General features: G+C 70.5%; 26 protein-coding genes. 3 read left to right on the top strand and 23 right to left on the bottom strand.

Going from position 1 to position 14,832, the window contains the following annotated elements:
* Nucleotides 1-131: 131 nt before the first annotated feature.
* The 4 genes from ACYVIH_RS05005 to ACYVIH_RS04990 all read right to left on the bottom strand — a co-directional run bounded on the left by ACYVIH_RS05005 (nucleotide 132) and on the right by ACYVIH_RS04990 (nucleotide 3,155).
* The gene (locus ACYVIH_RS05005; protein WP_460866661.1) at nucleotides 132-764 is read right to left on the bottom strand and encodes a hypothetical protein; all 633 of its coding nucleotides are present in this window, start codon (nucleotides 762-764) and stop codon (nucleotides 132-134) included.
* Between the two features lie 109 nt (nucleotides 765-873).
* On the bottom strand, nucleotides 874-1,575 hold the full coding sequence (locus ACYVIH_RS05000) for a metal-dependent hydrolase (RefSeq protein WP_460866659.1): 702 nt from the start codon (nucleotides 1,573-1,575) through the stop codon (nucleotides 874-876).
* Nucleotides 1,576-1,667: 92 nt separating this feature from the next.
* Nucleotides 1,668-2,513, bottom strand: coding sequence for a WhiB family transcriptional regulator (locus ACYVIH_RS04995; protein WP_460866656.1), 846 nt, complete (start codon nucleotides 2,511-2,513; stop codon nucleotides 1,668-1,670).
* Between the two features lie 69 nt (nucleotides 2,514-2,582).
* Nucleotides 2,583-3,155 carry a hypothetical protein gene (locus tag ACYVIH_RS04990; RefSeq protein ID WP_460866654.1) on the bottom strand — a complete coding sequence of 191 codons (573 nt, stop codon included), beginning with the start codon at nucleotides 3,153-3,155 and terminating at the stop codon, nucleotides 2,583-2,585.
* A gap of 146 nt (nucleotides 3,156-3,301) precedes the next feature.
* Here ACYVIH_RS04990 and ACYVIH_RS04985 point away from each other — a divergent pair, with 146 nt between their 5' ends.
* Both ACYVIH_RS04985 and ACYVIH_RS04980 read left to right on the top strand, forming a co-directional pair.
* Nucleotides 3,302-4,261, top strand: coding sequence for a hypothetical protein (locus ACYVIH_RS04985; protein WP_460866652.1), 960 nt, complete (start codon nucleotides 3,302-3,304; stop codon nucleotides 4,259-4,261).
* A 225-nt stretch (nucleotides 4,262-4,486) separates the two neighbouring features.
* Nucleotides 4,487-4,807: a hypothetical protein gene (locus tag ACYVIH_RS04980; protein WP_460866650.1), complete on the top strand. Its 321-nt coding sequence runs from the start codon at nucleotides 4,487-4,489 to the stop codon at nucleotides 4,805-4,807.
* A gap of 1 nt (nucleotide 4,808) precedes the next feature.
* On the opposite strand, the gene ACYVIH_RS04975 is transcribed toward ACYVIH_RS04980, so the two are convergent.
* The 5 genes from ACYVIH_RS04975 to ACYVIH_RS04955 all read right to left on the bottom strand — a co-directional run bounded on the left by ACYVIH_RS04975 (nucleotide 4,809) and on the right by ACYVIH_RS04955 (nucleotide 7,113).
* The gene (locus tag ACYVIH_RS04975; RefSeq protein WP_460866647.1) at nucleotides 4,809-5,267 is read right to left on the bottom strand and encodes a hypothetical protein; all 459 of its coding nucleotides are present in this window, start codon (nucleotides 5,265-5,267) and stop codon (nucleotides 4,809-4,811) included.
* A 2-nt stretch (nucleotides 5,268-5,269) separates the two neighbouring features.
* Nucleotides 5,270-5,839, bottom strand: coding sequence for a hypothetical protein (locus tag ACYVIH_RS04970; protein WP_460866644.1), 570 nt, complete (start codon nucleotides 5,837-5,839; stop codon nucleotides 5,270-5,272).
* A complete protein-coding gene (locus tag ACYVIH_RS04965) occupies nucleotides 5,839-6,126 on the bottom strand; it encodes a hypothetical protein (RefSeq protein ID WP_460866642.1) in 288 nt (95 codons plus the stop codon). Before ACYVIH_RS04965 ends, ACYVIH_RS04970 begins: the two co-directional genes overlap by 1 nt.
* 115 nt (nucleotides 6,127-6,241) lie before the next feature.
* Nucleotides 6,242-6,475: a hypothetical protein gene (locus ACYVIH_RS04960; protein WP_460866639.1), complete on the bottom strand. Its 234-nt coding sequence runs from the start codon at nucleotides 6,473-6,475 to the stop codon at nucleotides 6,242-6,244.
* Nucleotides 6,472-7,113 carry a hypothetical protein gene (locus ACYVIH_RS04955; protein WP_460866636.1) on the bottom strand — a complete coding sequence of 214 codons (642 nt, stop codon included), beginning with the start codon at nucleotides 7,111-7,113 and terminating at the stop codon, nucleotides 6,472-6,474. Before ACYVIH_RS04955 ends, ACYVIH_RS04960 begins: the two co-directional genes overlap by 4 nt.
* 125 nt (nucleotides 7,114-7,238) lie before the next feature.
* Between ACYVIH_RS04955 and ACYVIH_RS04950 the strand changes: the two genes are divergently transcribed.
* On the top strand, nucleotides 7,239-7,733 hold the full coding sequence (locus ACYVIH_RS04950) for a hypothetical protein (RefSeq protein ID WP_460866634.1): 495 nt from the start codon (nucleotides 7,239-7,241) through the stop codon (nucleotides 7,731-7,733).
* A gap of 67 nt (nucleotides 7,734-7,800) precedes the next feature.
* Here ACYVIH_RS04950 and ACYVIH_RS04945 read toward each other — a convergent pair whose 3' ends face one another.
* From ACYVIH_RS04945 to ACYVIH_RS04880, 14 genes are all read right to left on the bottom strand, one after another.
* On the bottom strand, nucleotides 7,801-8,688 hold the full coding sequence (locus tag ACYVIH_RS04945; protein WP_460866632.1) for a GmrSD restriction endonuclease domain-containing protein: 888 nt from the start codon (nucleotides 8,686-8,688) through the stop codon (nucleotides 7,801-7,803).
* Between the two features lie 102 nt (nucleotides 8,689-8,790).
* Complete coding sequence (locus ACYVIH_RS04940) at nucleotides 8,791-9,366, bottom strand: hypothetical protein (protein ID WP_460866629.1); 576 nt, start codon at nucleotides 9,364-9,366, stop codon at nucleotides 8,791-8,793.
* Nucleotides 9,363-9,692 carry a DUF4031 domain-containing protein gene (locus tag ACYVIH_RS04935; RefSeq protein WP_460866627.1) on the bottom strand — a complete coding sequence of 110 codons (330 nt, stop codon included), beginning with the start codon at nucleotides 9,690-9,692 and terminating at the stop codon, nucleotides 9,363-9,365. The genes ACYVIH_RS04940 and ACYVIH_RS04935 overlap by 4 nt, the downstream gene beginning before the upstream one ends.
* On the bottom strand, nucleotides 9,689-10,009 hold the full coding sequence (locus tag ACYVIH_RS04930; protein ID WP_460866623.1) for a hypothetical protein: 321 nt from the start codon (nucleotides 10,007-10,009) through the stop codon (nucleotides 9,689-9,691). Before ACYVIH_RS04930 ends, ACYVIH_RS04935 begins: the two co-directional genes overlap by 4 nt.
* Nucleotides 10,006-10,644, bottom strand: a complete 639-nt coding sequence (locus tag ACYVIH_RS04925) for a hypothetical protein (protein ID WP_460866621.1) — start codon at nucleotides 10,642-10,644, stop codon at nucleotides 10,006-10,008. Before ACYVIH_RS04925 ends, ACYVIH_RS04930 begins: the two co-directional genes overlap by 4 nt.
* Nucleotides 10,644-10,889: a hypothetical protein gene (locus tag ACYVIH_RS04920; RefSeq protein WP_460866619.1), complete on the bottom strand. Its 246-nt coding sequence runs from the start codon at nucleotides 10,887-10,889 to the stop codon at nucleotides 10,644-10,646. The genes ACYVIH_RS04925 and ACYVIH_RS04920 overlap by 1 nt, the downstream gene beginning before the upstream one ends.
* A gap of 55 nt (nucleotides 10,890-10,944) precedes the next feature.
* The gene (locus ACYVIH_RS04915; protein WP_460866617.1) at nucleotides 10,945-11,199 is read right to left on the bottom strand and encodes a hypothetical protein; all 255 of its coding nucleotides are present in this window, start codon (nucleotides 11,197-11,199) and stop codon (nucleotides 10,945-10,947) included.
* Nucleotides 11,199-11,930 (bottom strand): aminoacyl-tRNA hydrolase, encoded by a 732-nt coding sequence (locus ACYVIH_RS04910; protein ID WP_460866615.1) that lies wholly within the window; start codon nucleotides 11,928-11,930, stop codon nucleotides 11,199-11,201. Before ACYVIH_RS04910 ends, ACYVIH_RS04915 begins: the two co-directional genes overlap by 1 nt.
* On the bottom strand, nucleotides 11,930-12,331 hold the full coding sequence (locus ACYVIH_RS04905) for a hypothetical protein (RefSeq protein WP_460866612.1): 402 nt from the start codon (nucleotides 12,329-12,331) through the stop codon (nucleotides 11,930-11,932). Before ACYVIH_RS04905 ends, ACYVIH_RS04910 begins: the two co-directional genes overlap by 1 nt.
* 84 nt (nucleotides 12,332-12,415) lie before the next feature.
* Nucleotides 12,416-12,889: a ribonuclease H family protein gene (locus ACYVIH_RS04900; RefSeq protein ID WP_460866610.1), complete on the bottom strand. Its 474-nt coding sequence runs from the start codon at nucleotides 12,887-12,889 to the stop codon at nucleotides 12,416-12,418.
* Between the two features lie 55 nt (nucleotides 12,890-12,944).
* Complete coding sequence (locus ACYVIH_RS04895) at nucleotides 12,945-13,622, bottom strand: hypothetical protein (RefSeq protein WP_460866608.1); 678 nt, start codon at nucleotides 13,620-13,622, stop codon at nucleotides 12,945-12,947.
* 5 nt (nucleotides 13,623-13,627) lie between these two features.
* On the bottom strand, nucleotides 13,628-13,828 hold the full coding sequence (locus ACYVIH_RS04890; protein ID WP_460866605.1) for a hypothetical protein: 201 nt from the start codon (nucleotides 13,826-13,828) through the stop codon (nucleotides 13,628-13,630).
* A gap of 122 nt (nucleotides 13,829-13,950) precedes the next feature.
* Nucleotides 13,951-14,310, bottom strand: coding sequence for a hypothetical protein (locus tag ACYVIH_RS04885; protein WP_460866602.1), 360 nt, complete (start codon nucleotides 14,308-14,310; stop codon nucleotides 13,951-13,953).
* 68 nt (nucleotides 14,311-14,378) lie between these two features.
* On the bottom strand, nucleotides 14,379-14,744 hold the full coding sequence (locus tag ACYVIH_RS04880) for a hypothetical protein (protein ID WP_460866601.1): 366 nt from the start codon (nucleotides 14,742-14,744) through the stop codon (nucleotides 14,379-14,381).
* Nucleotides 14,745-14,832 lie beyond the last annotated feature (88 nt).

Here is a 14,832-nt window from a genome sequence, read left to right as displayed (position 1 = left end):
GCCGTCGAGAAAGACGCACCCTGTCCCCGGCGCATCGAGACGCGGGGACAGATGCCGCACGCCTGGGGCGAGTCGCGGCATGAACTGGATCCCTACGACGAGCACCTGCGCGAACACGTCGCACCCGCTGGCTAGGAGGTGGCGAACCACCCGGTAGGTCCGGCGACATCGCGCAGTCCCCGGCGGTAGTCCACCACATCGAACTGCACGCGGGCACGGGTCGGGTCCCCCATGCAGGAAAGGGGCACACTGAAGCGGACCCGCTCAGTCTTCACGTTGATCCCGCTGGTCCCGCCGGTGCAGTCGACGTCCTCCTGACCCCAGGTTCCTGGCCCTGTGCGGTACAGGCGACCCAGGGTCACAGTGCCGTCCTCGCCGTCGCGGAACCAGCCGTACTGGCCGGTGTCGGTCGTGACCAAGGCGGAGAAGTCGGCTCGTTGGTCTGTCCAGACCACGCCCGCTCCGCCCTCGAACCAGTTGTAGGTCTTCTCGAACGTGTTGGCGGCGGTGAGGTTGGCGAACCGGCCGATGACGACGAGCCGCCCGTTGGCCACCGTCCCGGTAACGCGCCAGATGTCGAGCGGCCCGGGCCACTGACTTCTGCTGCCCCAGTCGGTCACCATGTCCTTGCGGGCGTCCTTGATCGTCGCGACCTTGTTGGTCACCGCAGATGCGGACGGGTTTGACGGGGCCGCGAGAGCAGTCTTGCCCGAGGTACCCAGCATGGCGACAGCGAGGACGGCGATGGTGGCGGTGCGATTCATGGTGCGGCTCCTGAAAGCGAGACGGGGAGAACCCGACATACCGGACTGTTCGCAGAGTAGGACGATCAAGTCGTGACCCGCAGCGAAACCAGTGGCGACGACGTCCTGGCTACGCCCCCGGTGGGCGCAGCGTGTCTACCAGGCCCGCCTGGTAGAGGGTCAGCACGACGGCGAGCAGGCCGAGCCCCGGGCCGATGATGGTGCGCTCGGTGAACCCCTCGGTGGTCAGCATCAGCACCTTGAACCGCTGGCGCGAGATCGGCCAGAGGAGCGGGCAGCCCTCCTTGGTGAGCATGTCGCCCGCGATGTGGGCCGCGACACCGATGCCGACCGCCCACGGGATCACGTCGACGGGGAAGTGCGCGAACGCGCTGGTGGAGACCAGGGCGACACCGCCGACGCCGGAGATCAGGTAGTGCAGGCTGGTGGCCCGGGTCATCTCCAGGCGCAGGGCCGCGGTGGCGACCGCGAACAGGAACGCTAGCCACAGCCCGAGGGCGATCCCGCCTGCCTCCCCGATCCAGTAGGAGAGGTAGACGAAGGCACCCAGGCCGAGCAGCGAGTGGGTGCCGTTGCGGTGCCCGCCGGAGACGGCGCCGATGATCTGGGCGAGCGCCTTGGTGAACGGTCCGAGGGCCTGAGCGATTGTGGCGTGCTGGTGGTCGAAGTCGGGCAGCATCGCGGCGCCCGCGGCAGCGACCGTTCCGGCGACGACCGCGATCGGGTCGACGTCGACGCCGTAGTGGGTGAGCACCGGGAGCGCGGCCAGGTAGGCGACCGCGCCGGAGGTGGCGTGCGTGCGTCCCATCATGGCTGGCTCCTGCGGGTCGTCGGTGTCGGTTCGACGTTCACGTGTGCGGACATGCGCAGGCTGCTCCCCGCGAGGCGGGGTTGGCCGCGGGCCTACGCCGACAGGGGCACCGCGACGCGTTCCCGGGCCGCTTCCCGCGCCCGACGCCGCAGGCCCTCCAACTGGTACTGGTTGTAGCCACCCCAGACCCCCGTGCAGGTGGCCTTCGGATTCTCCAGCGCGTACCGCAGGCAGGACAGCCGGACGGGGCAGGTGGCGCAGACTGCGGTGGCGGCGTCCTGGTCGGCCGAACCGGCCCCGGACTGGAACAACTCCGGGTCGATCTGAGCGCACACCGCCTCGTCGATCCAGGGGCCCATCGGCGGCGGGAAGTAGAAGTCCTCCAGGCCGATGTCGAAGCCGCGATCGTCGACGATCAGCGGCTGGCCCTGACCGAGGATCAGGGTCAGGTCCGCGGCACCGCGGGCGCCCTCCCCGGGCTGTGCACCTCCGTCCAGCGCCACCAGTACGGGCTGGACCATCTCCGGTGCGGGCTGCGCCGGGTTCACGAAGTCGTTGAGGTACCCCTCGACTTCGGACGTCAGGGCACTTAGGCACTCCTCACACAGGCCGCGTCCGCCGTCGCGACGGAACCCGGCGTCGAGCCAGGCCTCGTGCTGGTCGGCCTCGACACGATCCCAGGCACGCTGGTGGACGTAGACGTGGGCGCACTCCACGCAAGCCGAGGTGGTGCTGTCCGGACGCAGGTGCTGCCCGAGGTGGCGCGGGGCGTTGCGGCGCTTGGCTAGTGCGGGGGCGGCAGCGGCCGCGACCAAGGCGGCGCCGTGGCGCAGCAGCGTCTCTCGCTCGTGCCGTTTGCGCTCCCGGGTTGCCCTGGCCTTCTCCTGTGGGTTGGGGGCCGGGGTGTCCTGGTTGGCGGGGTCGGGCGCGATGCTCATGGGTGTGCTCTCGGGGTCAGGCCGCGGTGGCGGTCGTGGGTGCGTTCAGGTCTCAGGTGCGCGGCGGGCTCAACCTGCGGCCGGGTAGATCAGACCCGTCCTGCCTTCGCGGTAGGCGGCCATCCACGCCTCGATCGGGGCGACCAGGACCGGTGCCCCGGACCCGGTCAGGTGGGCGACCCGCTGCTCGCGCGGGTACACCCGGTAGCCGTAGGGGCCGACGTCGTCGCGCAGCCACTTGATCGCCTTCGAGACCAGCGCAAACTCGACAGTCTCCAAGCCAGGCCGGTGGATCCGGGTGTAGGTGGGCCAGGTCTCGACACAGGCCAGCCACCTGACGGAGTCCTTGCGGGCGTTCGGGATCGGCACCATGCCGAGCGCGAACGGGTTGCGGCCGCGTGCTGCTTGCACCGAGGCATCGACGGCAGCAGACCGGATGGCGGTGCCGATGGAACTCACCGCGTAGTTGCGAACCTGGATCGCGACGTCGTCGAAGACCCGCAGGTCGCCGACATCTTCCTTGCGCCCGGCACCGAGCATCCTCATCGAGTCGGTGCGGGCAAGGTCTGGGGCAAGGTCGACCAGAACCCGAACCGCTTCGAGTTCGGCCTTGTCGCCCTTGCGCTTGTTCGCGTTCGCCATGCCGTGCCCTATGCCACCCAGTGGGGGACCGGCAGCGGGGGCCACTCGGGCGGACGCACCGCCCTTGGCGTCTACGCATGTCGCTCGGCAGAGTCGGGTCCAACGCAGGCGCCCACCGCCGCAGACACAGGAACGAGATCACCGAGATGGAACACGTCCGCAGGCCGTCGATGATGAACCCCGGCGAGCCACTGCTGCTGTGCCGCTCCACGTTCGGCGCGGCCATCCGATTCAGCGAGTTCATCGAGGAGTCGGGAGTCGCGCCACGCCATGTGCTCTCCTCAATCCTGTGCGCGATGCCGCTGCCGATCTACACCGACTTCGGGCCGCTTCCCGACGGGCGGCCGCGCCGCCGCTGGGACGGCGTCCGGGCGGAGTTCATGTGGCACCCGCTGATGTGGCTGCCCCGGCGGGTGTCGGGCCGGTACACGATCTCCGATCCCGCCACCGGGGTCGCGAGCCTCGAAGACGACGACCTGTGGGCGATCCGGGTCGCGTTCGAGATGACGGCCTCTGGCCTGTACGACCCCGAGACCGGAACCTGGCTGGACGTGCTGGCCACGGTCGGCCTGGACACCACCAACGACGTCGACCTAGCCCGGGTCGAGGAGTGGCTCGACGGCGCCGATGACGAGGTGCTCGACAGCATCGACCTCAGCGAGTACCTGGACGTGGAGCCGCCGTCGTGGGCGCTGGAGTCCGCTCTCGCGCTGCGCGGCGACCTGACACGGGCTTCGTGGGCGCTGATCGCCGACGACCTGCTCGACACCGCCGAGGAGACCCGGGCCCAGGTGGGTCGGGCCTCGGACACCGAGATCCGGATCGGCGTGCGTGCGCTGTCGCGGATGGCCGAGTCGCTGCTCACCGACGTGCCCGCCATCGACGACGACGGCCTGCCGATCGGGACGCCGGGGGAGTCGCACCACGACTACTTCGCGCGGGTCCACGGCGAGATCGACGTCCAGGGCCACCAGCCGGACCTGTTCACCGTCTCCGGTCATCTCGACGACCTGCGGGACCGGTTCGCAGCGATCCGCGAGGCGTACTGGCCCAGCCTGGATGCGTTGAGCAACCTGGGGCCGTCGCCCGAGCCAGTCCGCGCCTGACCGTCGAGGGCCACCGCCATGACCACTCACCACGAGGTGCCGCCCCCGCAGGCTCCAGTGCTGCCCTCATCCGGACACACCCAGCCGGTACCGAACGCGCAACAGTTCGACCCGGGTGCCGCCTCGGGCAGCCCGACGCCGCACGCGGAACGGCGGGGACCCCGGCCGCTGCCCGCGACCGTCCGGAGACTCAGCCCGAACCGCTACGGGGTCACCCTGGACGGTGTGGCCCGCCGCCACGCGCCCAGTCTCCCGGCGGCGGTCACCGACCTGTGTGGTGAGGCGATCCGCCGGGCCTCCCACATCGTGGTCACCGTCGTCAGCCCCGACTCCCGCCGTCACATGGCAATCGACCCGTCCGGTCGGGTGCGCGAGTCGACACCACCGGCGCCAGACACCGCCCGCCCGGACCTGGCCCAGATGGCACCGCGCATCGGCGACCGGATGCCGAGCGGGCAGTCGGATGCAGACCTCTCCTGGGTGGAGGAGCGACTGCTCTCCGACGGGGAGAAGCCGAAGCGCCGACGCCGCTGGTTCCGCCGCTGAGTCAGTAGCCGGGCCGGTCCTCGGTGAGCGTGGCCGCGTCCAGCGGGACCGGTAGCACAGCGCGCACGTAGGACCACGCCTCGCGCTCCACCGTGCCCTGCACCGGTCGGTCGAGGCCGGAGTCGTGCCGTACGACGGTGATCCACCGATCCGTGATGGTGGAGATCTGGCCGTTGATCTCAGTCCTGGTGTACCCGTTGCCGTGGGGCACCCACCCTTCGATCCACATCCCGAGTCGGGCGTGCTCGATCGGGATGTCGACGCGTTCCCACAGGGCGTAGCGGGGGCTGAGCATCGCCCGCATGACGGGGTCTCGGGTGCTCCGCTCGGCGATCACCTGCTCGGCTGCGGAGAGGATCGCGTCGTCGAGGTCTTGGACGATCTCCCACGACAGCGGGTGGTCGCTCAGACCGAGGTGGTCAAGGTAGGTGCGTCCCGGGGTCTCGAACAGGCTGCACATGGTCAGTCGTCGACATCGTCGGGGAGCAGGACCTTGTCGGCTGCGCCGCGGAACCGGACCAGCACGGGTGCGCAGGGCCTGCTGGCGCGCGGTCCCTTGCTCGGCCCGCTGCCGGACCACAGCAGGAACCCACATGCCTTGCAGTAGACCAATCCGGTCGCGCCTCCGATGGTTGCAGGCGGTGCCGGGACGTGGGTCCGGTCGGTCTCCGGGTACGGCCAGTCCGTCCCGTTGGAGGTCTCGGACTGGTCGGTCACCGGTCCTCCTGGGGTGGCCTGCTCCAAGACGCCGATCAGGTGCAGGGCGTCGAGGAAGTCGCTGGTGTGGCTGTTCGCGGTATCCCCGTCGTAGACGTAGCCGCACTCGTTGCAGTACGGGACTTCGTACAGCGGGTCGGTGCCGGTGCGGGTGGCGTGGTGGCGCGACACGTCCTCGATGTGGTCCAGGACGTGCCTGACCGCGCGGAGCGCGGCGTGCTCGGGCAGCAGCGGGTCCACCTCGATGGTGGGGTGGCCGTAGAACTCGCGCAGGGCGGCGATCCGGGAGGCAGCGGTGCGGTCGGACTCGGCCATCAGTCCAGGGCCAGCCGTTGCTCGATGGCGGTCTCGATCTCGTCGGCGCCCACCGACAGCGAGTAACCGTCGGGCTGGTAGACACCCTTTCGGTCGGCTCTGATCACGACCACGTTCCAGCCGCCGGAGTGCTGCTCGAACGGAACGACAACCATGCCGGTGCGGGGCAGGAGCAGGATCTTGCCCTTGGCCCCGTGCGAGTGGCGCCGCTTCGGCAGCCGGGAGCAGTAGGTGGCCGCGGACTCGCCAGGGTACGGCTCGGGGATCGTGTCGTCGACGGTTCTCATGGCCGCCAGGTGTGCGGCAGATCCGCGACGGCTCTCCGCCCGGGCGGGGACTTGGCGGCCCCTCGCCGAGAGCCGCGGTGCGCACGACCCCCGGCGATCTGGGACCAAGGAGAGCCTACCGGTGGATGCCGAGCAGTTTGGCCGCCTCCTCGACGGCGTCCCACCCGGTGCGGTCGCCCCCGTTGCGGTCGGGGTGGACCCGGAACCGCGCCTTCTTCAGCATCTTGTCCTGCGCACCGCGGTCCATCGGCCACTCCTCGGTGGAGGACAGCCGCATCAGCAGGTTCGCGGCGTCGGCCACCGGATCAGCGCCGGACTCGGAGAGCGGTCGCTGCTGGGTCATGGTCATCGTCGGGTTGCTCCGTCTTCGATCAGTCCGAGGGCTTTCGCGGCCCGTTCGACCAGGTCCCAGCGTGACCGGTCGCCATCGTTGCGGTCAGGGTGCGCGGCGGCGCGCGCCTTGCGCAGGAGCGCGACCGGGGTGAACGCGGCGGTCTCCTGGTCGGAGAGTCCGGCGAGGGTGGCGAGCACCGAGATGGCCTCTTCGCGTGGCAGGTCCGCATCGGCGCCGCTGCCCCCGGGGAGCGCCCTCCATCCGGTGTACTGCTCGCCGTTCTTGGTGACCCCGTACCGGTCGACCTTGCGCAACGCCTCCATCGCAAGCGCGACCGCCCGGATGTTGTCCTGCCAGGTCGTGAACGTGTCGCAGGGCCACGACAGCGGGCCGTGCTTGGACTCCAGCGAGAGGATCACGCCTGGGTGGGAGGCCTTCGCGTTCGCTCGCGGAAAGCCGTCGAGACGGAAGTCGGTCTCGGCCATCGCCACCTGGAGGACGACGTCGCGTCCGCCGAGTGCCTTGATCTCGCGGGCCAGAAGTTCCAGAGTGTCGGACCAGGGCGCCGAGAAGTTCGACCGGCGACGAGATGTGGTCAGCGTCCCGGGCCAGGTCTGGATCGGGCGCACCCTCATCTGCTGGGGCCACTGCATCGCGGTGTCCTCCTTGGGTCGGGGCAGCGAACGGGTCCTCTATGCCGGAACATGCGTACGCGGCGGCGAGGAGTCCGACCAGTCGCCCCCTGTCACCGGCGGCAGATCCCGCGCACCTGAACGGCATGACCGAGACACGAGTTCCTGCCGGAGTGCCCGCCGGAGGACAGTTCGCTGCCACCAGCCGGGGCGAGTCGACGCTCACGCTGGCGCCTGCGCCGCTGAACGCGGTCCAGGAGTCCGTGCGCAGCAACCTGTGGAACACCGCCCGCGACCTGCACCCGTTCGCCGTCGACGGTGTCGCCCCGATCTCGGTGACCGAGGCCCGGGCACGAATGCGTGAGGACGTCCCGGCGGTGAGCGAGGAGGACTTCGAGCACCACTTCGCCGAGATCACTGAGGCGACCAGGCGCTCCGCCGAGATCGCGAACCGGGCCGATGACCCCTCCACGCTCGACGCGACCTACTACATCAACGGATACGAACTGGCCGACTTCCCCACCGAGGGGTACGACCCCGACGACGCGCCGTACGACGCGGAGGCGTGGCGGGAGAAGTTGGTCGAGGAGTGGGACCTGGCCGCCTTCGAGGCCGCCGGTCGTCTGGCTCGGCACGCCTGAGCCGCAGACGCGAGAAGCGCCCCGGAGACCGAGATGGCGCGGGGCGCTTCTCGGTGCGTGGGATCTACTACTCGCAGACGATCCCGTCACCGTCGGAGTCGGTGTACCAGTCGTACTCGGCGTCGCGGCCCTGGTAGTAGGGCCCGTACCCGGCGTCCTTGGCCTGGTAGCAGTAGTCGAACCTCGGGTCCGTGCCCGAGCCGCCGGAGGTGGTCCCGCCGGTCCTTCCTCCGGTCGAGCCACCGCCGGTGGTGGGCCCGGTCGTGGTCTTCCCGATGACGACCCGCGCGGGGCGCACCTTCACGACCACGTTCTTGCAGCCGCGAACCGCGCGCAGCAGGGCGCGCTTCTCGCGCCGGTCGACGGTCAGCCGCCACCGGGTCTTCACGGCAACGTAGTCGCGGACGTAGCGGCATTGAGCGGCCCGACGGGGCAGCCACTCGGCGGGGTCACGATCGGACTTGGACCGGTTCGATGACGCGCTCACCGCGACCAGCGTGCGCGGATCGGCCAGGTCGTTGGCGTAGCGGCGTCGAGTGTCGACGTTCCACCGGCGGGCCCCCGAATCCCACGCCTCGGCGAGCGGCACCATGTGGTCCACGTCGAACGACGAGTCGTTCCCGGTGCGCTGGCCGTCGTAGTAGGAGAACCAGCGGCCGCCGTGCAGATCACATCCTGCGCCCACCTTCGGCTTGCGTCGTGCCTCCATGATCAGCACCTCTCGGCGTGTGTCGCACCCGTCCCGGTCGGCGTCGACCCAGTGGTCGAACAGGTCGCGGTCGTAGCCGCGGCGGACCTCACGGGCAACCCGCAAGTCCCGGGTCATCTTCACCACCCGCTTCTTGACCACGGCGGCCTCTGCGGCCGGGGGAGCGGCGGCGTCGGTGGCCACAGCCAGGCCGGACCCGGCGAGCAGGGCGATGGTGAGTGCAGCGATGGTGCGTCGGAGTCTCATGGCCTCGATCATGGGCAGAACGTGGACGGCTTCGTGCCGTTTTCTCCCCAGTCGTGACAGGGCTGTGATGTCGCTCCTGCTGCGGTGAAGCATCAGGCGGCGTCACGACTCCCAGGACGTCTCGCGGGCTTCCCTGTAGGCGGCCAGGAAGTCCCGTGCCTCGTTCAGCGACGGGTAGGCGATCGTGTTGGTCCCGGGCCCGGGCCCGGGCCGGGTGCTCGCCTCAGCCCATAGGTAGACCGCGATGGCGTCCTCGACCCGCCAGTGGAAGTGCCGGTCGCCCGGCTGCACACCCATCGTGGTCAGACGAGCCAGCGAGACTGAGGCGCCGGTGGGCCTGGGCGACTCGGCAGCCATCACGGCGTTCGCCTTCTCGATCTCGGCCAGCAGCCGCAGCGCGTCCGCGGCGTCCGGGCAGGGCCATGGCACGTCGCCGGGGCAGTGCCCGCAGATCCCCTCGTCGGCGAGGCAGTTCAGCAGGCAGCGGGCGCCGTGGATGTTGATGTCGTGCTCGGGGTCACCGCGGCGTACGGCGTCCTTGTGCTCCTCGGCCCAGCCGCTCACCACGCAGTGGCGGCCCAGCACCGAGGAGAGGTGGTTGAGCACCGGCCCGGCGGGGACGGTCTGGCGTCCGGTCAGCGCGAGGACCCGGCCCATCGCGTCCAGGGTCTGGTTCATCGAGCCTCCTCGGCTGCTTGCAGCGCCGCCCGATGCGCCTCCAGGTCGAAGACCCGGCCCTCCCGCTTCGCGCGGGTCAGCCCGGCGCCCTCGTGGCCGTACCGGATCGGGACCGCCCCGAGCCTCAAAGCCTGCTGCCGCTTGGGCTCGGTGACGTCGAAGTGCTCCAGTGAGGTCCCGGCCTTCTGGATCCAGCGCGGGTTCATGCCCAGCCGCCGGGCGAAGGCGAGGAGTTCCTCGGTGGTGTCGGCCATCAGGTGCGACCAGGTCGCGTCCAGGCGACCGACCTTCGCGCGGCGCTGGTAGTCGTCGATGTAGACGGTCACGCCTTGTCCTCCTCGTCGTCGGACAGGTTGTCGCCCGGCTGGCCGGGGAGCGCGGCCAGGGTCGGGTACAGGTCGTGGCCGTCGGTGCAGGAGAGCACCTCGATCACGATGTCCCGGTCGCGCGGGAACGGGGACACGTCGCGTCCGGCCATCGTGCCGCGGACGTAACCCATCACTGCGGCCTCCTTGACCAGCCGCTGCTCCCGCTCGGTCAGGCCGTTCCACATCTCCGCGACCCGGTTCAGCCGCGCCGTGTCCCGGGCGACCAGATAGTCGTGGAGCAGGTCCGTGACGGGCGGGTTCGTCGGCTCGCTCATCGGACACCCTCGCGGGCCGCGGCCGGGGTGATCCCGAGGATCTCGCAGGCGCGCAGCACACGAGAGTCGGTGGCCCAGAACGTCTCCGGCATCCGACCCGCCTCGGCCAGGTCGAGCACGTCGTGGGCAGCGGCGCGGCTCCGGTCGTCCGTGGACTCCTCGAAGGCGACCGTGGTGACCCGGCAGACGCCGTGGTCGTTCCAGCGCTCGATCTCGATACGGTCCTCGCGGCTGGGCGAGTCTGTCCAGGCGTCGACGCGGGCGACGGTGACGTTGCGGGGCCGGTCGGCGTGGTAGCGGCGGGCCACGTCGGACTCGGTTCCGTCCCTGTCGTAGGCGGCGAAGCCGAACCCGTGGATGCCGGGCGCCAGATGAACGTGAAGGCCGCGGCCCGCGAGCGAGTCGGTGCGCGACCATCGCTCGACGCCGCCGTCGGGCACGTCGTCGAGGCGCAGCGAGGTGTGGATGTCGAGGCTGCGGGCGCGCCCCTCGGTGTCGAGGTAGCGCTGCACCAGCGTCATCCTGCGTCCGGTGCCGACGATGGCCAGCACCCGCTCGGCGAGGGCGTCGAAGGAGTCGGAGGCGACGAACACGGTGGCGTCGCGGCAGGCGAGGCGCTCCTGGATGGGAAGCATCAGGACCAGTCCTCCGGGATGTCGAGGTCGGGGTAGCCGACCCGCCAGGTCGGGTGCAGCCGTGCCTTCTCCCCGTCGTCGAGGCGAGCCAGCACGTAGGCGTCGCGGAACCCGGTGATCACCCCGGGGCGGCCCTCGAAGGTGACTCGCATCTTGCGGCGCAGGTCGAGTCCGTAGAAGGACTTGATGTGGCGCCGAGTCATCTCCTCGCGGGAGATCGAAATCTCGTCGGTGGCGGTGCTCATGCCGGGAAGGTGTGCGGCAGCAGGCCGTGCGCTGCCCGGGTTCGGTCTGGTCAGTTCAGCGGGGCGACTCGGCCATCAGGTCTGCGGAGTACCGGCCGGTGGCGAGCAGACCCCCGCACGTGGGCTCGGCCCATCCGGCGTGCACCAGAGCGTCCTCGGCCCGCGGCGCGACGAACCGGAGACGACCGACGACGACGAGGCCGGTGCGGATCGTGCCGGTGGCCAGTTCGGTCAGCAGGGTCGGGTCGACGAACACGTTGCCGCCGTCGGGGTGCGGCAGACGAGCACCGGTCTCGGTCAGGTCACTCATCAGCGAGTCCTCCGGGTGGCGTGCCAACCCTCGGCGACCGCGGTCAGCGTGCCGGGGTCGACCTCGGTGAGCCCGTTGTCGCGGATCGGGAACGTGTACGGCTCGTCGGCGATCCTGGCCAGGCTGGCCGCGGTGGTCAGGTTCAGGTCGGTGGGCCAGCCCACGTCGAAGAACTTCTCGATCTCCCACGGCCCGGCGTGCCGGGTCCAGTCCAGGACCCAGGCCCACATGGCGTGCGCGTCCTGCGCGGTCGCCTTGCCGGTGGTCAGCGTCTCGTCGACGTGCAGGGTGACCCAGGAGTCCTCGTCGTCGGCACGGTGCGCCACCCCGGGGCGGCGTGGCAGGTCGGTGCCGGACACCTGGAGTCGGGCGACCGGCTTGGGCAGGTCGACGTAGCGCATCGGCGGCAGCGCGAACGCGGCCGAGTCGCCGTACTCGACGCCCTCGTAGGGCACCCGGTGCTCCTCGCACCAGTCGACCACCTTGGCCAGGTCCTTGTAGGAGGCACGGCGGACCGTCTTGGTGAAGGGGCCGGACAGCCAGGCGTGGAAGGCGTGCGCGAACCGGTCGTCAGCCGCGGTGTGGTTCGGGCTCAGGTACAGCCCCACCGACGCCTGGGCACCGGCGAGCACGGTGTTCTCGTGGGTGCCCTCCTTGGCGACGACGATCGGCTGCACCCACGAGTGCTCACCCTTGCCGCGGGCGGTCGCGGTCGAGGGGGTGTGGCTCATCAGCATTCTCCTTGGCACTCACAGCCGCCGCAGAACGAGCAGCCGTAGTGGTCGGGGACGTTCATGCCCCCGAGGCAGTCGGGGCAGATCTGGTGGTCGGGGACCTCTGCGTCCTCGGTCTCCTGCGTCGGGTCCGGGCCGAGTGGGCCGCGGTCGGCCCGCATCTCGACCCACTCGGCCATGCGGACCTCCGCCCAGGCACCCGATTCGCGCAACTCGTGGGCGAGGTCGAGACGGGAGGCACGCCACGCCTCGGCGCGCACCTGGTCACGTAGCGCGGTCATCGCGGGGGAGTCGAGCAGCGTGGTCGCCTTCTTCTCGCACTCGCGGTACCGGCCCTCGTGGTGGCAGAGGCCGTCGCAGAGCGCCTTGGCGATCTCTTGGGTGGCCGTGTCGGTCATGGCCGACCAGTGTGCGGCAGCCGGGCGGGTACTCCCCGGCGGGGTGGAACGGCAGCGAGGGCAGTCGGAATGGTCAGGTGGACCCTACGCCAGGTATCCCTCCAGCGGCAGCACGAGGGAGTCCCAGGGTCGCCCGAGCCGGGCAGCCTCGGCGACCTGGTCGGCGGCCTCGTTCAGCGGGTGCCCGGCGTGACCCTTGACCCAGCGGAACGCGACGTCCTCCTCGATGGCGAGGCGCACCAGCGGCTCCCAGATGTCGCGGTTGGCGACCGGCTCCTTCTTGGAGTTCACCCACCCGTTGCGGACCCAGTTGCGCCACCAGCGCTGCTGGAAGCAGTTGACCAGGTAGGCCGAGTCGGAGACCACCAGCAGTGGCCGGTCGGGCAGGGCCCAGATCGCCTCCAGCGCGGCGGTCAGTTCCATCCGTTGGTTTGTCGACGGCTTCTCGGCACCGCCTCCGGTGCGACCATCCGCGGTGACCCATCCCCATCCGCCGGTGCCGTGCTTGGCCGACCCGTCGGTCCATACCTCGAACCGCCCTGTCGTCATGGCGGTCATGGCAGGAACCTCTGGGCGGTGTCGATGGCGTGAGTTGGGGTGGTCATGCCGGTCTCTATGCCGGGTCTTCGGGGCCCGGGTGCGGGCACTCGGCGGGCCGGTCGACAGTGCAGTCAGTGCTGGTGCAGTCGGCGTGGCGGCGCGACAGCGCCCGGGCGTGCGCGGCGCGGCTGTCGGTCCAGTAGAAGTTGTCGCCGACACCTTCGCCGGTCAGATCGGTGCGGTGCACCGGGACCGGTTGCGCTCCGTGCCCCTGCCTACGGTCGCAGCGATGCACGAAGGAGGTGTCGGGCACCGGGTACGTCCCCGGGCAGTGGGTCACCGGGTTGAGCGGGTCGGCGCCGTGCGCGCCCTCGTCGTCGTCGAACCAGGTGACCCCGCCGTCGGCGACGTAGTCGAAGGAGACGCGATGCCTGCCCCTGTGGCGGCGCTTGCGGTCGCAGTCGACCCGGTAGGCGGCCGTGTTCGGGAGGATGTAGAACGCCGGGCACTCGGTGCGCAGGACTGGTGCGGTGTAGTCGTCGGAGAGGCACACGGCCTTGCCCTGCTCCGTGAGCGAGAGCCGGATCGTGTTCTCGACGATGCCGTGGATGACGTTGACGAGGCCCTTGGCTTCCAGTCGTCGCGCGGCGGGGGCGTGCCGGGACTCGAACGTCCACAGCGTCTCACCGAGCCGGTGCCGGGCGGCGAGCACCTCCAGCACCAGGTCCTCGGTCGGGGTCAGGTCGACCATGCCGCTCACCAGCCGCCGTCGCGGACGGCGGCTCGGCGCTGGCTGGAGCGGGACCCGACCCGGTTGGTACGGCCACCGGCCGCTGCCCTGCGGGTGTTCTGGTCCTCGTGCACCCCGGCTCCGCTGGCCTTGGCCTGCATGGCCTGGACGAGCGCGAGGTTGCGCGACCCGGCGAGCGGGTTGCCGGTGGTACGCCTGCGGGCCATGACGGTCTCCTCCTGGGTGGTGGCTGCACCTTCCCAGGTGTGCGGCAGACCCGGGAATCCTCCTCCGGTCCGACATACGCAGACTCCGTGACGGTGCCGCCATGGACCGGGGCGGCCCCGGCCTACGCTCTGCGCATCCGCCTGACAGTAAGGCTGACGACTGCGGTGAGCCCGAACAGGCCTATTGCGCTGGTCGGGCTCGGTGTCGAGCCGGTTCCCCACCCGACCAGCGTGGCCGCAGCCGCGGCGCAGAGGAGGCCGAGCAGGAGCATCGGGGCGTGCTCGCGGAGTCCACCGACCGACGCCGTCACCGCGGAGGCAGGGACGATCGGCTCGATCAGGGCTCGGGCGCAGGCGGGGCAGGTGAGCAGGACGGATCCACCCTTCTCTCCGACCAGTTCTGTTCCGGCACGGCCACAGCCGAGGTCGCAGAAACGGGTCGAGGCGGTGAACCTCGTCTTGGGGCTGACACGGTCATTCATGGCCGCCATGTGTCCGGCAACGACGAGTTCTCTCCCCACCGGGGCTGGGTGGGGCGTGGGTGGTCTCGTCAGTCGGGGGTGACTGTGCGTGCCGCGTTCACCGCGGCGTTGCCGAGCAGGTAGAACTTCCCCTTGATGTCGGGGCACGTCAGGTCATCGCCACCGCACCGGTCGCAGGTGAGCGCGTGCAGCACCGACGCTGCGGCATCGCGCTGCTCACGCTCGACGACCAGGCGACGGTTGCGACCAGCCTGGGCGGCCCCGGCCTGGTAGCCGATCAGGTAGGCCTCGCTCAGCGCGTAGCCCTTGTAATGGGCGTTGGTGTCGGCGAGGTCGATGCCGAGCAGCCGCAGCCCGTCGGCAATCTCGGACGGGGACGGGCCGGACGGGAACGGGGGAGTGTCGACGATCGTCTCGTCTGCAAGAACGCTCATGCCCGGACTGACGGATTCGCAGGGTAAGTGTTGCTGGCCGCGGCGGATCCTGCCCGGACAGGACGAAGCGAGGGCGCCGTCCCTGGTG

The sequence above is a fragment of the Nocardioides pakistanensis genome (assembly GCF_054781215.1).
The sequence above is the reverse complement of the archived record's forward strand: the minus strand, read 5'-3'. Positions and strand labels throughout refer to the sequence as shown.